Here is a 23,053-nt window from a genome sequence, read left to right as displayed (position 1 = left end):
CCGGTGCACCCGCCGTGCGTGCGCCGGTCCGCCTCGCCGCCGATGATCGCCGTTCAGATCAGCGCGCGAGCGGCGAGCACGACGGCCGCTCCCCCGACCGTCAGTGCCGCGAGCACCGACAGCACCACCGCGACGGTGTCCCGCCGCGCCGGGGCACTCGAGCGGACGGCGCCGGTGACGAGCTGTTGCGCCGCCGCCAAGGACGCTGCGCTCCCGAGCGGCCGGTCGTCCTGGTCGAACGCCAGGAACCGCTCACGCACGTGCAGCACGAGCCCCAGGCTGGTCCCGTGGTCGCGCGCCACCCAGGACTTCGGTCCCTGTTGCTCCCACCGCACGGCGAGCATCAGGGGCCAGGGATCGGACCGCCGGCCCGATCCTCCTCCGGACGCGGCCAGCTGAACGCGACGACGAGCTGGACGACACCGAACACGATGAGCACGCTCCCCACCGCGGCCACCGTCACCAGCGCGCCGAGACCCGGCAGGTTCATCACCAGGATGCCGCTCAGCACACTGAGCACGGCGAGCACCACGGTCAGCGGACGGCGGCCCACCCACGGTGCGTAGATGAGTGCGATGCCCTCGAGGATCCAGGCGAACCCGAGCAGCAGCGCCACCCACCGCGCCCCGATCGGCGGGAACACGATCGCGACGACACCGCCGGCGACCACCAGCGCCCCGAGGACCACCAGCCCGGCCTGACGCCACCAGACCCGAGGGTGCACCTGGACCCCCCGGACGACCAGCGCCGCTCCAGACACGACCAAGTAGATACCGAAGACCCACGACACAGCGAACAGCGTCGCGTGGGGCAGGACGATCGCAGCCAGTCCGGCGAGCACGCCCACTGCGCCGACGATCCCGAACGCCCACCGGATTCCGTCGCCGCCCGGCGGACGCGAGCCCGTCTGCTGGCCGACGTCACCTTCGTCACGCATGTCCGTCCGACCTCCCTGCAGGTCCCGACTGGTGCTGTGGTGCTGGTTGGTGCTGGCGACCTGTGACCGCCCGTGCAGTGCGTCCTGCGCACAGGACTACACCCGGAGGTGAGTAGTTGTCCATGTCCCATGCGTGCGCATCGGGGCGCGGGCTGTCCCCGGCACCGCCGCCGTGTGAGGGTCGAGGTCCCCGTGGGCGGTAGCCTGGCGCGCCGGACGCCGAACCATCGGCGCTCGCGATCGCAGACGAGACGGAGGACCACGGTGCCAGCACTCGGAGACGGCCGCGCCGACGGTGTGTGGTGCACGCTCGGCGAACCCCGCACCACCGCGCAGATCGCGCAGAACGGGTTCGCCTGGCTCGGCCTCGACGCCCAGCACGGCGCATTCGACGACGCCACGCTCCTGGCGACGATGCCGGCGCTGGCCGCGGTCGCACCGCAGGTCCCCGTCGCCGTCCGGGTCGCCGAGGGCTCGGACGCCGCGATCGGCCGTGCGCTCGACCTCGGCGCCGACATCGTGATCGTCCCGATGATCGAGACCGTTGAGCAGGCCGAGCACGCCGTCCGTGCCGCGCACTACCCACCGCGCGGCCGACGGAGCTGGGGGCCGATGGCGGGACTCTGGGGCGGCGCGGCACCGTCCGCCGCCGCTGCCGACCCCGAGGTGTGGGTGATGCTCGAGACACCCGAGGGCCTCCGTGCCGCCGAGGAGATCCTGGCGGTCCCGGGCGTCTCGGCGGTGTTCGTCGGCCCCTTCGACCTGTCGATCGGACTGGGCATCGAGCTGGACGCACTGCTGCACCACGACGGCGCACTCCCCGCGATCGTCGCCGCAGCCCGCCGCGCGGGCAAGCACACCGGCGCCTTCGCCGGCGACCTGGCCCGCGCCGAACGGCTCCGCGCGCTCGGATTCGACCGCGTCGCCGTCGTCACCGACGGGACCCTGCTCGCCCACGGTGCGGCCGCGGTGCTCGGCGCAGCTGCCACCGGTCGCACCTCGTACTGACGGGCCGTCAGCGGCGGAGTACTGCTGGGCCGTCCGCGGCGAAGTACTGACGGACCGTCCGCGGCGAAGCACTGCTCGGCCGTCATCGGCGAACGCACCGGCGACCGGCCCTCGTCCGCGTCCTCAAGGCCGCTGGGAGGGCGTGCCCGCGCCCCGGTCCACACTCGGTCGAGAACCCGAGCCGACCGCGACCGCAGAGAGGACGAGACATGACCGACGTCTCCAGCCAACCGCCCGCCGAGGGCGACGACCGCCGCATCCTGACGAACCGCCAGGGCCACCCCGTGTACGACAACCAGAACCAGCGCACCGTCGGAGCCCGTGGCCCGGCGACGCTCGAGAACTACCAGTTCCTCGAGAAGATCAGCCACTTCGACCGCGAACGGCTCCCGGAGCGCGTCGTGCACGCCCGCGGTGCGGTCGCCTTCGGGTACTTCGAGGCCACCGGCACGTGGGGTGACGAGCCCATCGCCCAGTACACCCGTGCGAAGCTGTTCCAGGAGCCGGGCAAGCGCACCGACCTGGCGATCCGGTTCTCCACCGTGATCGGCGGCCGTGACTCCTCCGAGGCCGCCCGCGACCCGCGCGGCTTCGCCGTGAAGTTCTACACCGAGGACGGCAACTGGGACCTCGTCGGCAACAACCTCGGCGTCTTCTTCATCCGCGACGCCATCAAGTTCCCCGACGTCATCCACTCCCTCAAGCCCGACCCCGTGACCTTCCGGCAGGAGCCGGCGCGCATCTTCGACTTCATGTCGCAGACCCCCGAGTCGATGCACATGCTCGTCAACCTGTTCAGCCCACGCGGCATCCCCGCGAACTACCGCACCCAGCAGGGCTTCGGCGTGAACACCTACAAGTGGGTGAACGCGGACGGCGACACCAAGCTCGTCAAGTACCACTGGATCCCGTCGGTGGGCGTGTCGTCGATGACCGAGGCCGACGCCGCCGCCGTGCAGGCCGGCGACCTCGGGCACGCGTCGCAGGACCTGTACGAGGCGATCGAGCGTGGTGAGTACCCCGAGTGGGAGCTCCGCGTGCAGCTCATGGACGACCACGAGCACCCGGAGCTCGACTTCGACCCGCTCGACGACACGAAGGTGTGGCCGGAGAACGATTTCCCGCCGAAGCCCGTCGGCAAGATGGTCCTGAACCGCAACGTCACGAACCACTTCGCCGAGAACGAGCAGCTGTCCTTCGGCACCGGCGTGCTCGTCGACGGCCTGGACTTCTCCGACGACAAGATGCTCGTCGGCCGCACGTTCTCGTACTCGGACACGCAGCGCTACCGCGTCGGCCCGAACTACCTGCAGCTGCCGGTGAACGCCCCGAAGAACGGCGCCGTCGCGACCAACCAGCGCGATGGACAGATGGCGTACCACCAGGACCACGGCGGCGAGAACCCGCACGTCAACTACGAGCCGTCGATCACCGGCGGCCTGCGCGAGGCGGAGTACCCGACCCACGACGACCAGGGACCGGAGATCGTCGGGCGGCTCACCCGCAAGCGGATCCCCCGGACGAACGACTACACCCAGGCCGGCCAGCGGTACCTGCTCCTGCAGGACTGGGAGCGCGACGACCTCGTCGCGAACTTCGTCGACCTCATCTCGCAGGCGGCCCGTCCGGTGCAGGAGCGCATGCTCTGGCACTTCTACATGGTCGAGGAGGACCTGGGTCGTCGTGTCGGCGAGGGGCTGGGCATCACCCTCGACGAGGTGAAGGACCTGCCCCCGCTGCAGTCCCAGACGCTCAGCGACGACGAGCTCGCCCGCCTGGCGAACCTCGGCCACAACGGCTCCCGCGACGTCGAGGGCCTGATGATGACGCACTGCGTCCCCGACGAACGCGCCGTGCGCGTCTGAGACGCGACCCCAGGACGGACGGGAGGCCCGGTGCCAGCTGGTACCGGGCCTCCCGTCCGTCTCGCTCCCGTCACCTGCCGCAGCGCATCGCGGACAACCAGGGACGGCGCCAGGGAGGCCACGCTCATCGTGGATCGACAGGAGCGACTCCGTGGTCCCGACCGGCACGATCGCGCGGGCGTCGCTCCCGTCCCGTTGATCCGCACCGATGCGACTCATGGAGGCCGCGATGGAACACACGAATCCCCGGCGGTGTGGCGCGAACGCGTCCGCTGCCCACCGACTCCTCGCTGGGACACCACGATGAGGGCCCGGAACCTCGCCGCCGCTGCGATGGTCACGGCTGCCGTCGGCATCGTCGTCTCGCGCCGCCGACGCGGCGCACCCGGGCCCGCACGGAAGGTGCTGGCCGAACCGCGTTCCGGCTGGCACGCGGTCACGGTGAACCGCGGGCAGGACGCGGTGCTGCCAGGCGGGCGGATCCCCGCGCCGCTCACGGCGTTCGGGCAGGACGTCGAGGTGGAGGCCCGTCCCGCGCCCGGCGATCGTGGCACCGAGCTCCGTGCCCGGTTCCGAGGCGGCGGCCCGGACCCACGGGGTCGGCTGCGGGCCGCTCTGCGTGAGGCGAAGCAACTCATCGAGGTCGGCGAGGTGCTCCGGGTGGATCCGGTCCCCCACGGCCGACGGAAGGCCACACCCACCGGCGCGTTGGTGGACGTGGCGACGAAACGGAGCAACGAGGAGGGTGTGCTGTGAAAGCGCTCTGTTGGACCGGGGTCAACGAGACCGCGGTGGAGACGGTGGAGGACCCGAAGATCCTCAACGATCACGACGTGATCCTGAAGGTGCGTCTGAGCACCACCTGCGGCTCGGACCTGCACCTGCTCGGCGGGTACATCCCGACCATGCGATCCGGTGACGTCCTGGGGCACGAGTTCATGGGCGAGGTCGTCGAGACGGGATCGGCCGTCACGAAGCACAAGGTGGGCGACCGGGTCGTCGTCTGCTCGTTCATCGCCTGCGGGCAGTGCTGGTACTGCACCCACGGGCAGTTCTCACTCTGCGACAACGGCAACCCGAACCCGGGCTTGACCGAGGCGATGTGGGGGTCGTCGATCGGCGGCTGCTTCGCCTACAGCCACGCGCTCGGCGGGTTCGCGGGCAGCCACGCCGAGTACGTCCGCGTGCCCTACGCCGACCAGGGGGCGTTCACGGTCCCCGATGGCGTGTCCGACACGGCCGCCCTGTTCGCCTCCGATGCCGCACCCACCGGGTGGACCGGAGCCGACCTGGCCGGGATCACACCGGGTGACACCGTCGCAGTGTGGGGCGCCGGTGGTGTGGGCCAGATGGCCGCTCGTGCAGCGATGCTCCTCGGCGCCGAGCAGGTGATCGTGATCGACCGTCTGCCCGAACGGCTGCGACAGGTGCGCGAGCACATCGGTGCCGAGACGCTCGACTACACCGGCGACGCCGTGCTCCCGGAACTCAAGGAACGCACCGGCGGTCGGGGTCCCGACGTCTGCATCGAGGCCGTCGGCATGGAAGCGCACGGCGCCGGACCGCTGTACCTGTACGACCAGGCCAAGCAGCAGCTGCGGTTGCAGACCGACCGGCCCACCGCCCTGCGCGAGGCCATCTACGCCTGCCGGAAGGGCGGCAGCCTGTTCTCGCTCGGGGTCTTCGGTGGGCTCGTCGACAAGTTCCCGTTCGGCGCGATCATGAACAAGGGCATGACGGTCCGCGGCGCTCAGCAGCACGGGCACCGCTACATCCCGATGATCCTCGACCGCATCGCCGCGGGAGAGATCAGCACCGAGCACCTCGCCACGCACGTGATGCCACTGTCGCAAGGGCCGCGCGGGTACGAGATGTTCAAGAACAAGGACGACGGCTGCGTCCGGGCCGTCTTCACCCCCGGCGTGTGACCAGACCGCGCCGAGCGCCCCCGCGTTCGTGGCACCGATCGGCGGTCTCGTCGTCGGGTTCATCGCGCGCCGCGACGTGCGACTGACCGGTGAGCGGCGCGACGGCATCGCGTTCGCGGCGATCCTGATCGGGGCGACGCTGACGTTGTTCGGGGTCTTCGTGCCGCTGTTCCTCGGCGGTGCGGGGTTCTTCGACCTGGACCTCCAGCTCTGAGCACCGGACGCCGGTCGCTACCCTGACCGAGTGGGGAACGATGCTGATGTCTCGACGCTGATCCGGCCGGCGACGCTCGCGGATGCGGATGCGATCGCCCACGTGCACACGGTGTCGTGGCGAGAGACGTACGGCCGGTTCGTCGACGACCCGGACACGAGCCCGTGGTTCGACGCGGGTCGCCGGGTCGACATGTGGCGGGCGACGCTCGCGAGTCCTGACGTCCGAGGGGGCGTCCAGGTCGCCCTCGACAGCGCCGGCGTCGTGGGCTTCGCCGCGGCGCAGACGACCCCCGAGCCGGATGCCGTCCGCCCCGAGGAGCTGACGACGCTCTACGTCCTGGCACGTGCGCACGGAACCGGAGCCGGCCAGGCACTCCTCGACACCGTGCTCGCCGATCGTCCGGCGTCGCTGTGGGTGGCCGCGGACAACCCGCGGGCGCACGCCTTCTACCGGCGGAACGGCTTCACGCCCGACGGTGCCGAGTCGGCGTTCGGACCCATCCCCCGGACCGTGCGTCTGGTGCGCTGAACGTCAGTCCCCCGCCGGCGCGGAGATGTCCCACACGGTGGTCTCCTCGTACTGCTCGGACCAGCCGCGGCGCATCCGTGCGGCGGCACGGTCGAACGCGTCGACGACGTCGGTGTCCGGTGTCAGCAGCGCCTGCAGGCGGATGCCGTCGTAGAGGGCGAGCAGCTGCTGCGCACCTCGGATCGGGTCCATCGTCGCCGGTTCGCGGCCGGCGCGGACGTCTTCCTGCAGCGCGGTGCGGACGGTCTCGCGGAACTGCAGGTACGCGGACCGGTAGTAGTCGGCGCCGTCGGTCGACGGGTCGGTCGAGATGGCCAGCGTCGCGGCGATCAGACGCATGAGGGACGGGTCCTCGGCGTGGGCGGAGAGCAGCGCGTGCAGGAACGCGACCGTGCCCTTCTCACCGGCGAGCGGCAGCAGCGGTGCCGACACCGCGCGGGTCCACCGCATCACCGCGGCGGCCAGCAGTGCGTGCTCGGAGTGGAAGAGCTCGAGGATCTCGGCCTGCCGCATCCCCGACCGGGACGCGACGCCCTCGAGCGAGAAGCGTGACAGTCCCCCGTCGTGGATGACCGCGATCGCACCGTTGATCGCCCGCGTGCGCGGGACTTCCTCGTCGGCGGCGTTCTGGTTCGTCAGTGGTGCCAGCGGGTGCTTCCGGAACCAGTCCAGGAGTGCGCGAGCGCGGGAGGCCCCGAACGCCGGGTCGGTCGGGCGACCCGGGCTGAACAGGTCGCTGAACCCCGGAACGTCGTGCATCAGCGGGTCGAGGGACTGGAACGCCATCGACCAGTCCGGGAACGAGCGCTGTGTGATCGGCTCGTCGAGCAGCACCCGGACGTTCGTGTGTCGCGGGTCGGCTCGGACCTGGTCGAAGCGCTCCCGGACGACGTCGTCCTCGCCCTCGATGATCCCGATGCAGTTGTCGTCGCGGTGCGCGAGCATGCCGGTGACGCCGAGACGGGTGTTCTTCTCGCGACCGACCGCCAGGATCTGGGCGAGTTCGGAATCCGTGATCGGACGGGTCTGGGTGCTGGTGTAGACGAGCGATCGCATGGTGCTGCTTCCTGGTCGGACGGTCCCCCGGTGTGTGGGAGGCGCCGCCGTATCGAACCCGAATCGACTCGACGGCACCTCGTGGCCACCGTAACCAGCGGTGACCACCTTCACTGCGACGCAAGACGGTCCGTGGCTGAGCGGCACCCGGAGGATGCCGACCTCTGAATGGAACCATCCGGCCGCGTCCGGCGGTACCCCCACTACGGGGAACGCACGTTCTCCGGCCGCTTCCCGGGGTGAGCGTCAGTGCGCGCGGTCGGCCGACGGGGGCGCCTCGACGATGCGCTCGCCCGTCGTCGGGTCCCACCCGATGGTGCGGGGTTCCGTTGCTCGCGAGCGTCGTTCCTCGCGCGGGAAGAACGGACGGGCACTGGGCAGGTAGCTGAGCACCGCGGCGACGACGACGCAAACGGTGTCGACGAGGTTCCAGCCCACGCCGTCGGTGGCGATGGTGATCACTTCGCTGCAGGCAGTCAGCCCGGCGATGATGGCGAGCCAGAGTCGCGCGTTCCCGGAGCCTCGTCCCATCCGCGTCGCCAGCCACACGAACAGTGCCGACCAGGCGAGGACGAAGAGGAGCCCGAGCGAAGCACCGATGATCGCGCCGCCGGCTTCGCGCATGGACACGACGATGCCGGGCGCCGCGGCCACGAGGCTGATGATGACGGACGCCCACCAGAGCGCCACGGCGATCGTGACGACCCGTGGTCGCGTGCGCGGTTCGGTGTGCTGTTCCATCAGGTGCTCCCCCGTCGTTCCGCTGGATGCGGCTCGACGATCCTACGGTGACGGCGCGGAACCACGGTCGCGCCTCCTAGGGGCGGTAGTCCTCACGACGTGGCGGGACCTGCGCCGCGTGCGAATCGGTGAACGGCTTCGCGCCCCGCATCCCGCCCATCGTCTTCGCGACCGTCGTGAGCAACCAGCCCAGTCCCCGTGCCACGGTGCTCAAGATCGTCATGGCGCCCCCTCGTCGGACCGACCTGCGGTGTCGGCCTCGTCCGGTCACACCGTACGCGGAACAGCCGGATTCCCGCCAGGGACGGCAGACTCTCGGTCCCGTCGTCGATCGACGTCGCGCATAGGCTGGACGCCCGACCGGGAGGAGTCGCGATGCCGGTGGTCCGTGAGCGAGTGCCGCTGTGGCGCACACCGTGGTGGCACCCTCGCCGCTGGGAGGCGCGGATGTGGGGGCTGCTCGTTGCGGCTGCTGCTGGCGGCGTCCTCCGCGAAGTGGCGCATCCGTTCTACGACGACGGGGTGCGGGCGGTCGCGAACTGGCTCGCCCTCTGCATCCCCGGATGTGTGATCGCGTACGTCGTGGTCGGTCGGTGGAAGAAGGGCCTCACCACGCTGTGGAAGCCGTCGTGGCGCGAGCTCCGACGGATCCTGGTGGCAGCACCGCTCGGGCTGCTGGCCCTGCGCCTGCTCATCGAGGACGACGACGGGTGGTTGTGGCTGCTCGCCGGCATGTCCGCCGCGCTGCTCGCGCTCGCGGTGGCTCGCTGGGTCGCTGCCCACCGCGATCGTCGACGTCGGACGAATGCCTACGGGACGGTGTCCGCTGACCCGTACGCGTAGCGCCCGATGAGGTTCGTCGATCCCCTACGTGTCCTGTGCCGAATTGGTCTTCGACGGCAACCGCGATGCCACGAGCGTCCCGACGAGCGCCACCACCGCGAAGGCCGCGAACCCGAACGGCAGCCCGATCGCGCTGCCGACACCACCGACGACGAGTGGTCCGACGGCGTCCCCGGTCTCACGCCCGAGCTCCGCTGAACCCATGGTGCGACCGAGCCGATCCGGCGGAGTCGTCCCGGCGAGGTGCGCGAACGCGACGGGTGTCAGCGTGGCGACACCGGCCCCGGCGAGCAGGGCCGCCATGAAGACGGCCACCGCCGAGGGTGCGACGGCGACCACCAGGAACGCAGCGGCCACCGCGGCCGTCCCGGCCACCCCCGCGATCCCGGTGCCGAGACGCCCGGCGTCGTGCAGCCGCCCGGCGACGGGCTGCACGAGCGACGACGTCACCGCGAGGACGGCGACCGCGAGTGTCGACACCAGGAGCGGGATGCCGACCTCGGTGCCGAGCGCCGGGAGCATCCCGGTCAGCGCGCCGATCGCAGCGCTGCCGACGGCCAGGACGACGACCGGGATGAGGAACTGGCGGTCCGTGGCGGCTCGGACCATCACGGCGAGCGTGGCCCGCTGCCGGGGCAGGGGCACGATCGGCTCGACGGCGACGAGCACCGCCACCGCCGTCACGAGAGCCATCACGACGAGGATCCCGAAGAGCCACTGCGTGCTGCCGAACTGCACCACGAGTGCACCGATGACCGGTCCCCCGGCGTAGCCGAGACCCTTCCACGAGCCGTACCGACCGAAGTACGTCCCGCGACGGTGCGCCGGAACGAGGCGGGCGACCGCGGCGGACGATGCCGGCGAGAACGCGGAGGCGCCGGCACCCTGCAGCAGACGCGCGAGGCCGAGCCAGAACGGTCCGGTCCCGAACACGCCGATCAGTGAAGCTGCCGCGAAGACGACGAGTCCGCCGACGATCACAGGTCGCGGGCCGATGCGGTCGGACAGTGCGCCGAAGACCGGTTTGAGGACGAGTTCGGCGACGTCGTAGAGCGCCAGGAAGAGCCCCAGCCACGCGAGCGTCAGGCCGAGTTCGAGGTGCTCGCCACCGACCGCCGCGGCGATGCCGTTCGCCCCGAAGGCGGTCACGAACCCCGCGGCGTACAGCGGAGCGAGCCGAGGGGCGGTGGTCGTCGACGGGGCGGTCACGTGCTCACCTTGGCTGACCACGGGCCGGATCGCCAACGCCGGGCGTGTTCGACGCTGGCTGCACTCGTGGGACACCTCATCCGCCTGGCAGCATGGACGACGTGACCGCCACCGTGCCAGTTCCTCCCCGCATCGTCAGAGCTGACGCCTGCACCCGTTGGCCGGACGTGCGATGACGGCCGACCGGTACGATCCGCCGTCGCCGACCGTCCTCGCCACGGTCGCGTGGCACGTCGTCGACCTGCTGAACGAGTCCGTCGGCACGTGGCGGCATCACCAAGAGCTCCTGCCCGAGCTCGCCGACTCGGCCGTTGTCGTCCCGCCCTTCGTCCGCGAGTTCGATGTCCTCTACGCCTGTGCGGACGACTGGCACGGTGGGAACGCAGCACCCGGGATTCGACGGGTGTTCGGGGAGCTCGAGCGGGCCGGCGCCATCCGTCCGTTGCGCGCTCCGGCGGTCGCCGCGTTGGAGGACTTCCACGTCCGTTGGGCACTCCGCCACGGTGTGGAGCCGTCACGATCGGGCCGCGAGACGGCGACGTGGGAGGTCGCGGACGCCGACCGGTTCGACCAGACGGTCCTCGCCTTCGCACGGCATGGTGACCGTCAGCTGTCCGGAGCGGTTCGTGCTGCGGTTGCGCGGTTCGCCGTCCCGTCGTCGTCAGCCGAGGACCCGGGCTAGCCGAGGGTGGCGGTGCAGCTCAACCCCGCACGGTCTCGGGTGACCGGCCTGCACGGCGCACCGGAACCGTGCCGCACACGCTTGCACCCGTGCTCTCCACCACGAGGAACCTGACGGTCCGCGACCTGCTGCAGTTCCACGAACCGGCGGTCGCCGACTGGGTGGAGACCTGCACCGACGAGGAGTTCGTCCGCGTCTGCGACGTCGCCGACTTCCTCAGCTTGTTCGGTCCGACGTCGGGGTCGGGCGCTTCGATGATGCTGTCGAAGTGCATCGCCCTCGCCGCTGTCTACGTGCACGATGGCGCTCCCCGGGATCTCGTTCGATCGAGGCGTGACCTGAAGGCCGTCATCCCGCCGGTCGACGAGGACGGCCCCGGCACGGTCTGGGCGATCCAGCAGCTACGCCCGCAGTTCTTCGCCGTCGGCGACGACGCCATCGACCACTGGGCCGAGGACCCCGACCGGGCCCGAACCCGGCGGGACTCCTCCGACGCAGGGTACGCGCGGCGGGGTGACGTGAGCGGTGACAAGCTCACGGGTGGTGGCTGACCCGAGAGCAGACGAACGAACCGTGTGCAGGAGGACCCGAACACGGAACGAGCGCTGCCGACCAGCAGACCGGAACGAACAAAGCCCCCGGCCGGACCTGGTGGTCCTGCCGGGGGCTTTGTGGTGGTGGGCGATACTGGGATCGAACCAGTGACCTCTTCCGTGTCAGGGAAGCGCGCTACCGCTGCGCCAATCGCCCAAGTCCCTGCGTGGACCGGAGTCCATCAAGGTCTTGGAGGGTGGATCTGGAGGTGGGGACGGGATTCGAACCCGCGTGGACGGCTTTGCAGGCCGCTGCCTAGCCTCTCGGCCACCCCACCATCGAGGTTCACGTCTCCGTGAGTACCCGAACGGTGGGATACCCTCTGGTGAGTCGCGGGCCTTCGAGAAGACCCACACTCGAGCGGATGACGAGATTCGAACTCGCGACCCTCACCTTGGCAAGGTGATGCGCTACCACTGCGCCACATCCGCACTTGTCGTTCCGCTGTCGCGGCGACGACGTAAACTCTATACGCACCGGGGCACTTCCACCAAAATCCTCCCCGTTCACCGGGCGTGTCCCCCGAGTTCATGCGGATCGGGGCGGTTCGACACCCCCTGTGGGCAGCGCGCCACACCCGGGCCGCGCGATGTGTTCGATGCACCGCCGGACTTCCGCTAGTATCGATCCGCACGAACAGTGCAGGGGGCGATTGGCGCAGTTGGTAGCGCGCTTCGTTCACACCGAAGAGGTCATCAGTTCGAGTCTGGTATCGCCCACAGAGCAACACGAACACCACCGACAAGAGCCCGACGCAGCAGCGTCGGGCTCTTGTCATCTCATCAGGCCGCAGCACGCGGGCCAGACCACCAGCACGATCGGACGAAGGGGCGCATGACCGACGTCGACCTCGAGTTCGCCCGGGTCCGAGCGGTCCTCGACCGTCCGACCCTGCGGCTCATGTCCCGGCCGACCAGCGCCACGGTCCTCGCCGTGTTCCGCACGGTCTTCGACCGCGACGTGCAGTACGTCCCCGCCGACCGCATGCACCTGCAGGTCGAGGAGCACGTTGCGCGCCTGCAGGCGGCGGGTGCCCGCGTGCCCGCCAGCGACCAGGCGGTGCCGGCAGCCAGCGCGCAGACCGACAGCGAGCCGACCGGGGGCGAGCAGGAGGCCCGCCCGAACGGCCGGGCGCTGTGTCGCGAGTGGGTCGGCGCCCAGTGGCTCGTCCGCTCGAACTCCCCCGACGGTGACGAGCAGTACTCCCTGACCAGCCACGCCCTCGAGGCGCTGAGCCTCGTCGACGCCCTGTCGGCCGACCGCGCACTGATCAGCGAGAGCCGGCTGGCGATGATCGTGGACGCGGTGCACCGGTGGGCGGCTCGCGCCGAACCCGACCCCGACGTGCAGATCCGCCGGATCGACGCCCAGATCGCCGAGTTGCAGGCTGAACGGGAGCGCCTGGAGCACGGCGACGACGTCGTGGCCGTCGACGACGACCGGATGCGCGACGGGTACACGAACATCTCCGACCTGATCCGGCAGCTGCCGAGCGACTTCAAGCGCGTGGAAGAAGCGGTCGCGACGATGCACCGCTCGATCGTCGAGGACTTCCGGCAAGAGGTCCGCCCGATCGGCGAGATCCTCGACGACTACCTGGCGCGCACGGACAACCTGATGGAAGCGACGCCCGAGGGCCGTGCCTTCGAGGGTGCCTTCGAGCTCCTCCGCGACGACGCCCTGCTCCTGCGGCTCCGCGACGACATCGCGACGATCCTGGCGCACCCGTTCGCGCAGGGCCTCGGAGCCGGCGAGCGTCGGGCCTTCCGCAACACCGTGACGATCCTGCGCCAGGGCATCGAGGACGTCCTCGCCCAGCGCCGTCAGCTCACCGCCACGCTCCGCGACCAGATCGTCGCCCACGACGTGGTGCGCGACCGCGAGCTCGACGCGGTGCTCCGCTCGATCAACCGCGGCCTCGCCACCCTGATGGACCAGGGCGGCGCACGCGACCGGATCCCGCTGCCGCTCCTGCCGGCGGCGGCCGAGGTCGGCACGCTGCGCGAGCGCTTCTACGACCCGGACGCCGAGTCCGTGCCGCCGCCCATCGAGGAACCCGACGACGACGTCTTCGAGGACCTCGACGTCGAGATGCTCCGCAAGCACGGTGGGCCGCTCCTGACCGAGCTGCGCGCGGCACTCCGCTTCGCCGAGGCCGACTCCAGCGTCGATGCGTTCCACGGGCTGCCGCCCGAGCAGCGCCGACCGGTCGAGCTCTTCGGACTCGCGCACCTGCTGACGGGGCGCGACGACTTCGAGTCGGCCGCCCACGTCGCCGAGCACCGCACGGTCCGCCCCGACGGCACCGCGATCACCTTCCACATGCCCACCGCTGCGCTCGACGACGAGCGCACTGCGGTCGGCGACGCACACGACGAGAACGCACAGGAGGCACGGTGAGCGACACGACGCCGGCACCGGTCGACGAGACGGTCCCCTACGACGACCCCGCATCCGTGATGCAGGACGACGAGCGTGACGAGTCCAGCTTCGCCCTCTTCGAGGGCGACGAGGGCCGGCTCGACGAGCACCAGCGGCGCGCCCTGGTGGCCCTGCTGAGGCACTCGTACGTCAGCTCCCGCACCCACCCCGACGAGTGGCGTGCGGTCCTCGACGCCGAGTACCAGCTGCGGTCCCGTCTGAACGACCTGTTCCTCGAGCTGCACGTCGACCGTGACCGCGAGGTCGCGTGGAAGCGCCAGGCCCGGTCGGAGAGCCAGCGCCGCACGTTCCCGACCCTGCTCCGCGACCTGCCGTACACCCGCGAGGAGACGATCGTCCTCGTCTACCTGCGGATGCGACTGCGCGCCGACGCCCGACCGGGCCCGGACCAGGTCGTCGTCGACCGGTCCGAGATCCTCGGCCACGTGGCGGGCTTCCGTCCGGCGACCGCGACCGACCGCACCCGCGACGAGGGCCGGGTCGCCAAGGCCATCGAGCGTCTCGTGACCGCACGCATCCTGATCCGCACCTCCGACCCGGACCGCTTCCGGGTGGCGAGCGTCGTCGAGGTGCTGCTCCCCCTGGAGCGCCTGCTCGAACTGGACGCCTGGCTGCGGACCACCACCGCGCAGGGTGAGGCGACCGCCCCGGGTGGCGAGCCGACCGACGGGGACGACCCGGGCCTCCCGGCAGACGGCGAAGCCGAGACCGACACCGACGACGAAGGCGAGACGGAAGCGTGACCGACACGTTCGAGATCCCGGCGCTCTTCGACACGGTCGCGCAGTGGCGCGCCGAGTCGATGCAGGTCGTCAACTGGGGTGGGTTCCACGGCCACCGGCAGGTCGAGCTGTCCGGCACGGCGACGCTCATCTCCGGCGCCTCGGGCACCGGCAAGTCCACGCTGATGGACGCCTACCTGGCCGTGATGATGCCGTCCGACGTGCCGTTCAACGGCGCCTCCAACGACGCCACCACCGGCCGCGCCCGCAGCGCCGACCAGCGCAACCTGCTCACGTACCTGCGCGGCAAGGTCGACACCCGGCGCGACCCGGAGACCGGCAGCCTGCGCGACGTGAACCTGCGCGGCGACGACCAGACCACCTGGGGCGCTGCGGCGGTCACGTTCCGGAACGACGACGAGCGGCGCTTCACGGTGCTGCGTGCGTACATCGTGCCGAAGCGCGCCCGCGGGGTCGGCGACATCCAGATGACCATGGCGACGGTCGACGACACCTTCGACCTGCGCCGGCTCGAGGAGTTCGTGCCGTCGCGGTTCCACCACCTCGAGCTGACCGGTCGCGTGCCGGGGCTCGTCATCCGTGACACCTACCAGGAGCTCGCGTACACGTTGCAGACGCGGCTGGGCATCGGTGACTCCGGCGGCGGCAACCGCGCGATGCGCCTGCTCGCCCGGATCCAGGCCGGCCAGCACCTGCCGACCGTCGACGCGCTGTACAAGTCGCTCGTGCTCGAGACCCCCGGCACGTACGAGGCGGCCGACCGGGCCCTCGCACACTTCTCCGCCCTCGACGAGGCGTACGAGGCGATGGACACCGAGGAGCGCAAGGTCCGCATCCTCTCCCCCATCACCGACCTGCACGACGAGATCTCGCGCGCGACCGAAGCCGCAGCGGCCCTGGACGGCATCGCGACCGGCGCCGAGGTGTCGCCGTTCGCGCACTGGACGGCGTCGCGGAAGCGCGACCTGCTCGACGCCGAGGTCTCGCGCAACGCCCGGGAGCGCACGGCATCGCGCGCCGAGGTCGCCGCGGCCGAGGCCCGGCACGCCGCCGTCGAGATCGAGCTGCGCGATGCCGAGGCCCGGCTCCGCGACCAGGGCGGCAACGCGCTCGCCCAGCTCGAGGACCGCATCGAACGGCTCACCCGTGAGCGCGACGCCGTGGTCCGCACCCGTGGCACCTTCGACGAGCGCACCGCGGTGCTCGGCACGTCCGTCGCGACCGAGGCTGACTTCACCGCCGCACAGCGCAGCTCGCACGAGTTCCTCGGGTCGTACACTGACGCGCGCACGGCCCTCGACGAGCGCCGCGACGCGCTGACCCGCGAGGAGTACCCGCTCCTCGACCGCGAACGGTCCCTGCGGCAGGAGCGCCAGTCGCTCGAGCACCGGCAGGGCGCCATGCCGCTGCCGATGCACGAGGCCCGGCTCGCGATGGCCCGCGCCACCGGCATCGACCCGGCCGAACTGCCCTTCGTGGCGGAACTGCTCGACGTGCTGCCCGGCGAGGAGCGCTGGCGCACGGCCATCGAGTCCGTCCTGGCGCCCGTCGCCCGCACGCTGCTCGTCGACCAGGACCGCCTCGGCGACTTCAGCGAGGCGATCGACGCACTGCGCCTGCCCGTCCGCGTGCAGTTCGAGGGTGTGCCGACCGGCCCGCACCTGGACCTCGACGGCGACCCGGCGATGGTCTCCGGCAAGCTCGCCATCAAGCCGTCGCCGTTCAGCACGTGGGTGCGCGAGCGGATCGAGTCCGACCGCACCGACGCCCGCTGTGTCGCCTCGGCGTCCGACCTCGGCGGTGGTGGCCGCCGGGTCACCGAGTCCGGGCAGCTGCGTGACGGCCGTCGTGGCGCGCACGGTGACCGCCGCCAGTCGAACGTCATCGGCTTCACGAACGAGGCCCGCGTCGCCGCGGTCGAGCAGGAGCTCGCCTCGATCGCGCAGGACCTCGCCACGCTCGAGGCCCGCCGCACCGACGTCGCGCAGGACCTCACCGCGCTCGACGTGCTCCGCGCCGCGCACCAGCACGTGGTCGACGCCACGTGGGCCGCGATCGACGTCGACGGGCTGGGGACGTCCCTCGCCCGGCTCGACGAGGAACGGCAGGCGCTGCTCGCCGCCGACGACGGCCTCCGGACGCTGCGGGCCTCGGTCGCCCGGCTCCGGAAGTCCCTCGACGAGGCCGCCGATCGTCGCTCCGCCGCACGGCTGTCCGTCCAGCGGCTCGAGGAGCGCCACGCGGTGCTCGTCGACGGCCAGGACGCCGCCGCCGAGATCCTCGAGCGCTTCGAGTCCTCGCCCGGTTCGCTGCCGGACGACCAGCAGGCCCGCCTTCTCGAGGAGACCTTCGAGGAGATCGGCGCCCCGGACGGCGTCGACGGGTTCGACGACGCCACGCGACGGCTGAAGCGCCGGCTCGAGGAGCGGCTCACGCAGGCACTCGACGGTGCCGCAGCAGCCTCGACCTCGTTGACGCTGACGTTCCAGCGGTACCAGGATGCCTGGCCCGACCCGAACCTCGGCACCGGCGTCGCGTCGTACCCCGATTACCACGCGATCCTCGACCAGATCGTGGCGACCGGCCTGCACGCGCGTCGGAGCGAGTGGCGTCGACGCCTGTCGCAGTGGAGCGGCGAGGACCTCGTCCCGCTCGCCGGCGCCTTCGACCGCGCCGTCGTCGAGATCGAGGAGCGCCTCGAGCCGGTCAACGAGATCCTGCGGGAGCTGCCGTTCGGCGCGAACCGGGACCGCCTGAAGATCCAGATCCGCCGGGTCACCCGCGAGGACGTCACCGCCTTCCGCCGCGAGCTCCGCGCTCTGTCGGCCTCGGTCGACACCGAGCTGACCGACGACGTGCTGGAGACCCGGTTCCGACGGCTCCGGCGCTTCATGGCGGTCATCCGGCCCGACCCGGACGCTGCCCGGGGCCGCACCACCCAGCGCGACGCGGTGCTCGACGTCCGCCGGCACATGGAGATCACGGCCGTGCGGTACGACACCGACGGCAACGACCTCGGCGTGTACTCGTCGCTCGGCGACAAGTCCGGAGGTGAGACGCAGGAACTCGTGGCGTTCATCGTCGGCGCCGCGCTGCGCTACCAGCTCGGCGACGAGACGCGTCCCCGGCCCCGGTTCGCGCCGGTGTTCCTCGACGAGGCGTTCATCAAGGCGGACTCGGAGTTCGCCGGCCGTGCGGTCACCGCGTGGCTCCGGCTCGGGTTCCAGCTCGTCGTGAGTGCGCCGCTCGACAAGGTCACGGCGCTCGAGCCGTCGATGGAGCGGCTCCTGTCGATGCGCAAGCACCCCGAGACGGGCCACTCGTCCATCACCGAGATCGCCCGGGTGGAGCCGGCCGCCGTCTGACGCGGGCCGGGGTGAGTGGTCGCGCGTGTCGGCTGGTCAGGACACCCCGCTCAGGTCCGCCGAGCGGTCACGAACCGTCGGATGGCGGCGACGCCGACGACAGTTCGTGACCACTCGACGCGGTGTCGGCGGGGTGTCCTGACCACCCGGCCGCGGCCTGGACGCGACCAACAGCGGTCTGGAGGCGCGGTGCGGGCCCGCCACGGGCCTCCCGGCCGTCGTCCCGCCGGTCGCAACACCCCGCTCACCTCCGCCGAGCGGTCACGAATCGTCGCCTGGCGGCGCCGAGGCCGACACTTCGTGACCACTCGACACGGTGTCGGCGGGGTGTCCTGACCACCCGGCCCGCGCTCTGGACGCGACCGACGGCGGTCTGGAGGCGCGGTGCGGGCCCGCCACGGGCCTCCCGGCCGTCGTCCCGCCGGTCGCAACACCCCGCTCACCTCCGCCGAGCGGTCACGAACCGTCGCCTGGCGGCGGCGCCGACGACGGTCTGCGACCACTCGAGGCGCTGTCGGCGGGGTGTCTCGACCACCCGGCGGCCGGGCCGTCAGCGTGTCGGCAGCTGCCGCACAGACGTTCCATGACCACGCGCCGCTACGGTGATGGCGTGTTCGGACGCCGCCGCTCCCCCAGTCCCCGCCCCGACGACGCTCCCGGTCTCGGCATCGGTGCCCTCGTGCAGGTCATCGACACCGATCGGGGTGGCGAGCAGTGGGCCGACGAGCCGATCGGGGTGATCGTGGCTCCCGGCGGGAGTCAGATCGGCGGGACACAGCGCACGTGGACCGTCGCGTTCGAGGAGCCCGTGTACACGAAGGACGGCCGCGGCCCCTTCGAGCGCGCGACCGTCCTGAGTCGTCAGCTGGTGCCGGTCACGACCGACAGCGGCGAGTAGTCCGGGTCAGGGACTCAGTACTCCTCGGAGCCGCTCTTCATCATGGCCGCGACGGCCATGCAGCACCCGACGCCACCGAGGACGCCGACGCCGATGATGATCCCTGCGATGAGTTCGAGCATGGGTGGTGACTCCTTGGTTGCGTCGGCGTGTGGCTCCGCTCAGGCTACCGGATGCCGCGCATGAGCCGCAGCACCGGCTTGGCCAGGAGCAGCAGGACCACGCCCACCACGACGGCGACCAGGCCGAGGATCGTGAAGTACGGGGCCTCGTTCGCCGGGTCGTAGTAGCGGGACAGCACCCCGGTGACGGCGGTGCCGAGCGACACCGACAGGAAGAACAACGCGACCATCTGCGTCTGGAACTTCGGCGGCGCGAGCTTCGTGGCGACGGACTGGCCGACGGGCGAGAGCAGCAGTTCGGCGAGCGTGAACACCAGCAGGATGCCGACGAGCGCGAGCAGCGGCGTGCCGTTCTCGCCCGAGCCGGTGAACGGCAGGAAGAGCAGGAACGCGAGCCCCATGATCCCGGTGCCGAGCGCGAACTTCGTCGGGGTGGACGGCTGGCGGTCGCCGAGCTTGGTCCACAGCGCCGCGAAGACGCCGGACAGCACGATGATGAAGACCGGGTTGATCGACTGCACCCACGACACCGGCATCTCCCAGCCGAACAGCGAGCGGTCGAGGCGCTCGTCGGAGTAGACCGTCACGACGGTGAACTGCTGCTGGTAGAGCGACCAGAACACGGCGCTGCCGATGAACAGCGGGATAAACGCGAAGACCCGCGACCGCTCGTCACGGGTGATGCCGCTCGACAGGATCACGACGAAGTAACCGATGGTGGCCAGCACGACGACCGCGACCACGACGGTGGGCAGGTTGCCGACGTTGAGCAGGCCGGTCAGCACGGCGACGACGATGACGACGAGCGCGACGACGACGCCGGCACCGATGAGCGGCAGGCGGCGGCGGTCGACGGGGTTCGCCACGTGGCGGACGACCTCGGGCAGCTTCCCCCGCCTGATCGCGTACTGCACCAGGCCCGCCGCCATGCCGACGGCGGCCAGGCCGAAGCCCCAGTGGAAGCCGAGCGAGCTCTGCAGCAGCCCGGTGAGCAGCGGTCCGAAGAACGCCCCGAGGTTCACGCCGAGGTAGTAGAGCGAGAAGCCGGCGTCGCGGCGCGGGTCCTCTCGGCTGTAGAGGCCTCCGACGATCGTGGTGGCGGTGGCCTTGAGCCCGCCGGAGCCGAGCGCGATGAGCACGAGGCCGACCCCGACTCCGGCCACCCCGGGGATGAGCGCGAGGGCGATGTGCCCGAGCATCACGACGATCGCGCTGCCGAACAGGGTCCGGTCCGCGCCGATGAGCCGGTCGGCGATCCACGCCCCGATGATCGTGAACAGGTAGACCGCGCCGCCGTAGGCACCCATGATGCCGGTGGCGATGCCCTTGTCGATCCCCAGGCCGCCCTGCGTGACCGTGTAGTACATGTAGATGAGGACGATGCCCTGCATCCCGTAGAACGAGAACCGCTCCCAGAGCTCCACGGCGAACGGTGTCGAGAGCTCGAACGGTTGCCCGAAGAAGGTGCGTCCGGGACGGCCTTCGCGGTCCGCGGGGGTGGTACGTGACATGGCGGCCAGTCTGCCCCTGGCCGGGTGGGCACGCCCAATCGTCGAACACGGCTCATGTCTTTGGAGGGTTCCCACGACCTCGTGACGCCACCGACGACACGGGGTTGTGCGGCCCGCACGGCGTTCCCGCCACTGTCGGCACCGGTGTCTAGCGTGGACGGTGCAACACGGACACCGCAGTTCAGGAGGACTCCGCCCATGGTCGACACCGCACCCGCCCAGCGCACCACCCCCGCCAGCGGCAACGACACCGCGCCGGACGTCGACGCGCAGCACGCCGCGCCGAACGCGGACGCCGCCGGCGACCCGGCAGCGGGCACCCCGACCGCCGGCACGGACACCGACGTCCGCATCGACGTCGAGCTGGTGCAGGAGCTCCTGCTCGGACGCTGGGCCGACGACCGCCGGATCTCCCGGCGGCTCGCGCTCGACCCCGCGATGCAGAAGATCGAGGGCCAGCCGATCCCCGAGCACCGGGCACGCGTGCTCGAGCAGCTCCGGACCCTGGTCGACGCCGGTGCGATCCAGCGCCCCTACCCCGCCGAGTTCGGCGGCCAGAGCAACCACGGCGGCAACCTCGCCGCGTTCGAGGAGCTCGTCACCGCCGACCCGTCGATGCAGATCAAGGCCGGGGTGCAGTGGGGACTGTTCGGGTCCGCCGTGCACCACCTGGGCACCGAGGCGAACCACCGCGAGTTCCTGCCGGGCATCGTCTCGTTCGAGGTCCCCGGCTGCTTCGCGATGACCGAGACCGGCCACGGCTCGGACGTGCAGAGCATCGCCACGACGGCCACGTACGACCCCGCGACCGAGGAGTTCGAGATCCACACGCCGTTCCGCGGTGCGTGGAAGGACTACATCGGCAACGCTGCCCTGCACGGGCACGCCGCCGTCGTGTTCGCGAAGCTCGTGACCGCCGGTGTCGACCACGGGGTGCACGCGTTCTACGTCCCGCTCCGCGACGCCGAGGGGGCGTTCCTGCCCGGCGTGAGCAGGGAGGACGACGGCCCCAAGGGCGGCCTGAACGGCATCGACAACGGCCGGCTCGCGTTCGACCACGTCCGGGTCCCCCGCACGAACCTGCTGAACCGCTACGGCGACGTCGCCGCGGACGGCGCCTACTCGTCGCCGATCGCCTCGCCCGGCCGCCGGTTCTTCACGATGCTCGGCACCCTGGTGCAGGGCCGGGTGTCGCTCGACGGCGCCGCGGTCGTCGCGCAGAAGATCGCGCTGCAGATCGCCCTGACCTACGCGATGCAGCGCCGGCAGTTCCCCACCGGTGACGGCACCGAGGGCGTGCTGCTCGACTACGGCCGGCACCAGCGCCGACTCATCCCGCGCCTGGCGACGGTGTTCGCGCAGTCGTTCGCGCACGAGAAGCTCCTGCGCACCTTCGACGACGTCTTCAGCGGGCGCGAGGACACCCCGGAGCGCCGGGAGGACCTGGAGACCCAGGCCGCGGCGTTCAAGTCGATGTCGACGTGGTCGGCGCTCGACACCCTGCAGGAGGCCCGCGAGGCCTGCGGCGGTGCCGGGTTCCTCGCCGAGAACCGTCTGACCGGGCTCCGCGCCGACCTCGACGTCTACGTGACGTTCGAGGGCGACAACACCGTGCTGCTGCAGCTCGTCGGCAAGCGCCTGCTCACCGAGTTCCGGGCGAAGGCCCCGAAGGACCCGGCGTCCACCGCGAAGTTCGTGGCGGCCGTCGCGGCGTCCAAGCTGGCCGACGCGTCCGGCATCCGTCGCCTCGGCCAGACCGTCGCGGACCGCGGGTCGCTGGCCGCCAGCGTCGCCGACCTGCAGGACCCCCGCACGCAGCGCGAACTGCTCGCCGGTCGGGTCGACACCATGGTCGCCGAGATCGGCATGCGCCTGGCGTCGGCCGGCAAGGACCGAGCGCGCGCCGCCCGACTCCTGAACCGCTCCCAGCACGAGCTCATCGAGGCGTCCAAGGCGCACGCCGAGCTCATGCAGTGGGACGCCTTCACCGAGGCGCTCGACGAGGTCACCGAGGGCGACACCCGACGCGTGCTGGTGTGGCTGCGCGACCTGTTCGCGCTCGGCCTGCTCGAGCAGCACCTGGACTGGTACCTGCTGCACGGCCGGCTGTCGGCGCAGCGTGCCCGTGCGGTGTCGGCGTACATCGACCGGCTCGTCGCCCGGGTCCGGCCCATCGTGCCGCAGCTGATCGAGACCTTCGGCTACGAGCCCGGTCACGTCCGGGCGCCGATCGCGCTCGGTGCCGAGCAGGCCCGACAGGACGAGGCACGTGCCTGGTTCGCGGCCGAGGCCGCCGCCGGCCGCCTGCCCGAACAGGAGAAGAAGCCCCGTCCGTGACGGGGGTGCGGCCACGTCCGTGACGGA

General features: G+C 71.3%; 21 protein-coding genes and 4 tRNA genes. 15 read left to right on the top strand and 10 right to left on the bottom strand.

The annotated features are described in order from the left end of the window. Positions 1 to 53: 53 nt before the first annotated feature. Positions 54 to 344 carry a hypothetical protein gene (locus ABRP24_RS05610; RefSeq protein ID WP_027465563.1) on the bottom strand — a complete coding sequence of 97 codons (291 nt, stop codon included), beginning with the start codon at positions 342 to 344 and terminating at the stop codon, positions 54 to 56. Further along, positions 344 to 937 (bottom strand): DUF308 domain-containing protein, encoded by a 594-nt coding sequence (locus ABRP24_RS05605; RefSeq protein ID WP_349849256.1) that lies wholly within the window; start codon positions 935 to 937, stop codon positions 344 to 346. The genes ABRP24_RS05610 and ABRP24_RS05605 overlap by 1 nt, the downstream gene beginning before the upstream one ends. A 264-nt stretch (positions 938 to 1,201) precedes the next feature. Between ABRP24_RS05605 and ABRP24_RS05600 the strand changes: the two genes are divergently transcribed. From ABRP24_RS05600 to ABRP24_RS05575, 6 genes are all read left to right on the top strand, one after another. Continuing rightward, entirely contained in the window at positions 1,202 to 1,945 is a 744-nt protein-coding gene (locus tag ABRP24_RS05600) for an aldolase/citrate lyase family protein (RefSeq protein ID WP_349849258.1), read from the top strand. A 209-nt stretch (positions 1,946 to 2,154) separates the two neighbouring features. Continuing rightward, the gene (locus ABRP24_RS05595; protein WP_349849260.1) at positions 2,155 to 3,810 is read left to right on the top strand and encodes a catalase; all 1,656 of its coding nucleotides are present in this window, start codon (positions 2,155 to 2,157) and stop codon (positions 3,808 to 3,810) included. A gap of 303 nt (positions 3,811 to 4,113) precedes the next feature. After that, the gene (locus ABRP24_RS05590; protein ID WP_173033786.1) at positions 4,114 to 4,566 is read left to right on the top strand and encodes a hypothetical protein; all 453 of its coding nucleotides are present in this window, start codon (positions 4,114 to 4,116) and stop codon (positions 4,564 to 4,566) included. Next, the gene (locus ABRP24_RS05585; protein WP_349849262.1) at positions 4,563 to 5,738 is read left to right on the top strand and encodes a zinc-dependent alcohol dehydrogenase; all 1,176 of its coding nucleotides are present in this window, start codon (positions 4,563 to 4,565) and stop codon (positions 5,736 to 5,738) included. The genes ABRP24_RS05590 and ABRP24_RS05585 overlap by 4 nt, the downstream gene beginning before the upstream one ends. Positions 5,739 to 5,766: 28 nt before the next feature. Continuing rightward, positions 5,767 to 5,952, top strand: a complete 186-nt coding sequence (locus ABRP24_RS05580; protein ID WP_349849264.1) for a hypothetical protein — start codon at positions 5,767 to 5,769, stop codon at positions 5,950 to 5,952. Positions 5,953 to 5,982: 30 nt separating this feature from the next. Further along, positions 5,983 to 6,483, top strand: a complete 501-nt coding sequence (locus ABRP24_RS05575) for a GNAT family N-acetyltransferase (RefSeq protein ID WP_301627607.1) — start codon at positions 5,983 to 5,985, stop codon at positions 6,481 to 6,483. A 3-nt stretch (positions 6,484 to 6,486) separates the two neighbouring features. Here ABRP24_RS05575 and ABRP24_RS05570 read toward each other — a convergent pair whose 3' ends face one another. The 3 genes from ABRP24_RS05570 to ABRP24_RS05560 form a co-directional block, all read right to left on the bottom strand. Beyond that, positions 6,487 to 7,539 (bottom strand): BLUF domain-containing protein, encoded by a 1,053-nt coding sequence (locus ABRP24_RS05570; RefSeq protein ID WP_301627605.1) that lies wholly within the window; start codon positions 7,537 to 7,539, stop codon positions 6,487 to 6,489. Positions 7,540 to 7,785: 246 nt separating this feature from the next. After that, positions 7,786 to 8,280 carry a hypothetical protein gene (locus tag ABRP24_RS05565; RefSeq protein WP_027465556.1) on the bottom strand — a complete coding sequence of 165 codons (495 nt, stop codon included), beginning with the start codon at positions 8,278 to 8,280 and terminating at the stop codon, positions 7,786 to 7,788. Between the two features lie 76 nt (positions 8,281 to 8,356). Further along, complete coding sequence (locus ABRP24_RS05560; protein WP_155896817.1) at positions 8,357 to 8,503, bottom strand: hypothetical protein; 147 nt, start codon at positions 8,501 to 8,503, stop codon at positions 8,357 to 8,359. Between the two features lie 152 nt (positions 8,504 to 8,655). On the opposite strand from ABRP24_RS05560, the gene ABRP24_RS05555 reads away from it, so the two are divergent. Then, entirely contained in the window at positions 8,656 to 9,123 is a 468-nt protein-coding gene (locus tag ABRP24_RS05555) for a hypothetical protein (protein ID WP_301627604.1), read from the top strand. A 24-nt stretch (positions 9,124 to 9,147) separates the two neighbouring features. Here the strand turns inward: ABRP24_RS05555 and ABRP24_RS05550 are convergent, their stop codons facing one another. Then, entirely contained in the window at positions 9,148 to 10,332 is a 1,185-nt protein-coding gene (locus ABRP24_RS05550; RefSeq protein WP_301627603.1) for an MFS transporter, read from the bottom strand. Positions 10,333 to 10,504: 172 nt separating this feature from the next. On the opposite strand from ABRP24_RS05550, the gene ABRP24_RS05545 reads away from it, so the two are divergent. Then, a complete protein-coding gene (locus ABRP24_RS05545; protein ID WP_071244639.1) occupies positions 10,505 to 11,014 on the top strand; it encodes a hypothetical protein in 510 nt (169 codons plus the stop codon). An 89-nt stretch (positions 11,015 to 11,103) separates the two neighbouring features. Beyond that, a complete protein-coding gene (locus ABRP24_RS05540) occupies positions 11,104 to 11,565 on the top strand; it encodes a hypothetical protein (protein WP_301627601.1) in 462 nt (153 codons plus the stop codon). A 124-nt stretch (positions 11,566 to 11,689) separates the two neighbouring features. Here the strand turns inward: ABRP24_RS05540 and ABRP24_RS05535 are convergent. The 3 genes from ABRP24_RS05535 to ABRP24_RS05525 form a co-directional block, all read right to left on the bottom strand. Further along, positions 11,690 to 11,764: transfer RNA gene (locus tag ABRP24_RS05535), tRNA-Val, on the bottom strand. A gap of 47 nt (positions 11,765 to 11,811) precedes the next feature. Beyond that, positions 11,812 to 11,885 (bottom strand) — tRNA-Cys (locus tag ABRP24_RS05530). 82 nt (positions 11,886 to 11,967) lie between these two features. Continuing rightward, positions 11,968 to 12,039, bottom strand: a tRNA-Gly gene (locus ABRP24_RS05525). 215 nt (positions 12,040 to 12,254) lie between these two features. Between ABRP24_RS05525 and ABRP24_RS05520 the strand changes: the two genes are divergently transcribed. The 5 genes from ABRP24_RS05520 (at position 12,255) to ABRP24_RS05500 (ending at position 19,056) form a co-directional block, all read left to right on the top strand. Continuing rightward, positions 12,255 to 12,327 (top strand) — tRNA-Val (locus ABRP24_RS05520). 115 nt (positions 12,328 to 12,442) lie between these two features. Continuing rightward, positions 12,443 to 14,008 carry a DUF3375 family protein gene (locus ABRP24_RS05515; protein WP_138803289.1) on the top strand — a complete coding sequence of 522 codons (1,566 nt, stop codon included), beginning with the start codon at positions 12,443 to 12,445 and terminating at the stop codon, positions 14,006 to 14,008. Beyond that, complete coding sequence (locus tag ABRP24_RS05510) at positions 14,005 to 14,793, top strand: DUF4194 domain-containing protein (RefSeq protein ID WP_214522518.1); 789 nt, start codon at positions 14,005 to 14,007, stop codon at positions 14,791 to 14,793. Before ABRP24_RS05515 ends, ABRP24_RS05510 begins: the two co-directional genes overlap by 4 nt. Continuing rightward, positions 14,790 to 18,158, top strand: a complete 3,369-nt coding sequence (locus ABRP24_RS05505; RefSeq protein ID WP_301627599.1) for an ATP-binding protein — start codon at positions 14,790 to 14,792, stop codon at positions 18,156 to 18,158. The genes ABRP24_RS05510 and ABRP24_RS05505 overlap by 4 nt, the downstream gene beginning before the upstream one ends. 610 nt (positions 18,159 to 18,768) lie before the next feature. Beyond that, positions 18,769 to 19,056, top strand: a complete 288-nt coding sequence (locus ABRP24_RS05500; RefSeq protein WP_139178754.1) for a hypothetical protein — start codon at positions 18,769 to 18,771, stop codon at positions 19,054 to 19,056. A 166-nt stretch (positions 19,057 to 19,222) separates the two neighbouring features. Here the strand turns inward: ABRP24_RS05500 and ABRP24_RS05495 are convergent, their stop codons facing one another. Beyond that, a complete protein-coding gene (locus tag ABRP24_RS05495; RefSeq protein ID WP_173033752.1) occupies positions 19,223 to 20,689 on the bottom strand; it encodes a peptide MFS transporter in 1,467 nt (488 codons plus the stop codon). A gap of 198 nt (positions 20,690 to 20,887) precedes the next feature. Between ABRP24_RS05495 and ABRP24_RS05490 the strand changes: the two genes are divergently transcribed. After that, the gene (locus tag ABRP24_RS05490; protein WP_301627598.1) at positions 20,888 to 23,026 is read left to right on the top strand and encodes an acyl-CoA dehydrogenase; all 2,139 of its coding nucleotides are present in this window, start codon (positions 20,888 to 20,890) and stop codon (positions 23,024 to 23,026) included. Positions 23,027 to 23,053 lie beyond the last annotated feature (27 nt).

Origin of the sequence: Curtobacterium sp. WHRI 8282, from assembly GCF_040223925.2 — a bacterium.
Lineage (GTDB): Bacteria > Actinomycetota > Actinomycetes > Actinomycetales > Microbacteriaceae > Curtobacterium > Curtobacterium flaccumfaciens.
Note: the sequence above shows the minus strand (reverse complement) of the source record. Positions and strands in the feature narration are given on the sequence as shown.

Bases quoted from the DNA above. Each gene is read 5' to 3' on its own strand.
- ABRP24_RS05610 (WP_027465563.1), bottom strand. From the start codon at position 344: ATGCTCGCCGTGCGGTGGGAGCAACAGGGACCGAAGTCCTGGGTGGCG.
- ABRP24_RS05605 (WP_349849256.1), bottom strand. From the start codon at position 937: ATGCGTGACGAAGGTGACGTCGGCCAGCAGACGGGCTCGCGTCCGCCG.
- ABRP24_RS05595 (WP_349849260.1), top strand. From the start codon at position 2,155: ATGACCGACGTCTCCAGCCAACCGCCCGCCGAGGGCGACGACCGCCGC.
- ABRP24_RS05590 (WP_173033786.1), top strand. From the start codon at position 4,114: ATGAGGGCCCGGAACCTCGCCGCCGCTGCGATGGTCACGGCTGCCGTC.
- ABRP24_RS05570 (WP_301627605.1), bottom strand. From the start codon at position 7,539: ATGCGATCGCTCGTCTACACCAGCACCCAGACCCGTCCGATCACGGAT.
- ABRP24_RS05565 (WP_027465556.1), bottom strand. From the start codon at position 8,280: ATGGAACAGCACACCGAACCGCGCACGCGACCACGGGTCGTCACGATC.
- ABRP24_RS05560 (WP_155896817.1), bottom strand. From the start codon at position 8,503: ATGACGATCTTGAGCACCGTGGCACGGGGACTGGGCTGGTTGCTCACG.
- ABRP24_RS05555 (WP_301627604.1), top strand. From the start codon at position 8,656: ATGCCGGTGGTCCGTGAGCGAGTGCCGCTGTGGCGCACACCGTGGTGG.
- ABRP24_RS05545 (WP_071244639.1), top strand. From the start codon at position 10,505: ATGACGGCCGACCGGTACGATCCGCCGTCGCCGACCGTCCTCGCCACG.
- ABRP24_RS05515 (WP_138803289.1), top strand. From the start codon at position 12,443: ATGACCGACGTCGACCTCGAGTTCGCCCGGGTCCGAGCGGTCCTCGAC.
- ABRP24_RS05495 (WP_173033752.1), bottom strand. From the start codon at position 20,689: ATGTCACGTACCACCCCCGCGGACCGCGAAGGCCGTCCCGGACGCACC.
- ABRP24_RS05490 (WP_301627598.1), top strand. From the start codon at position 20,888: ATGGTCGACACCGCACCCGCCCAGCGCACCACCCCCGCCAGCGGCAAC.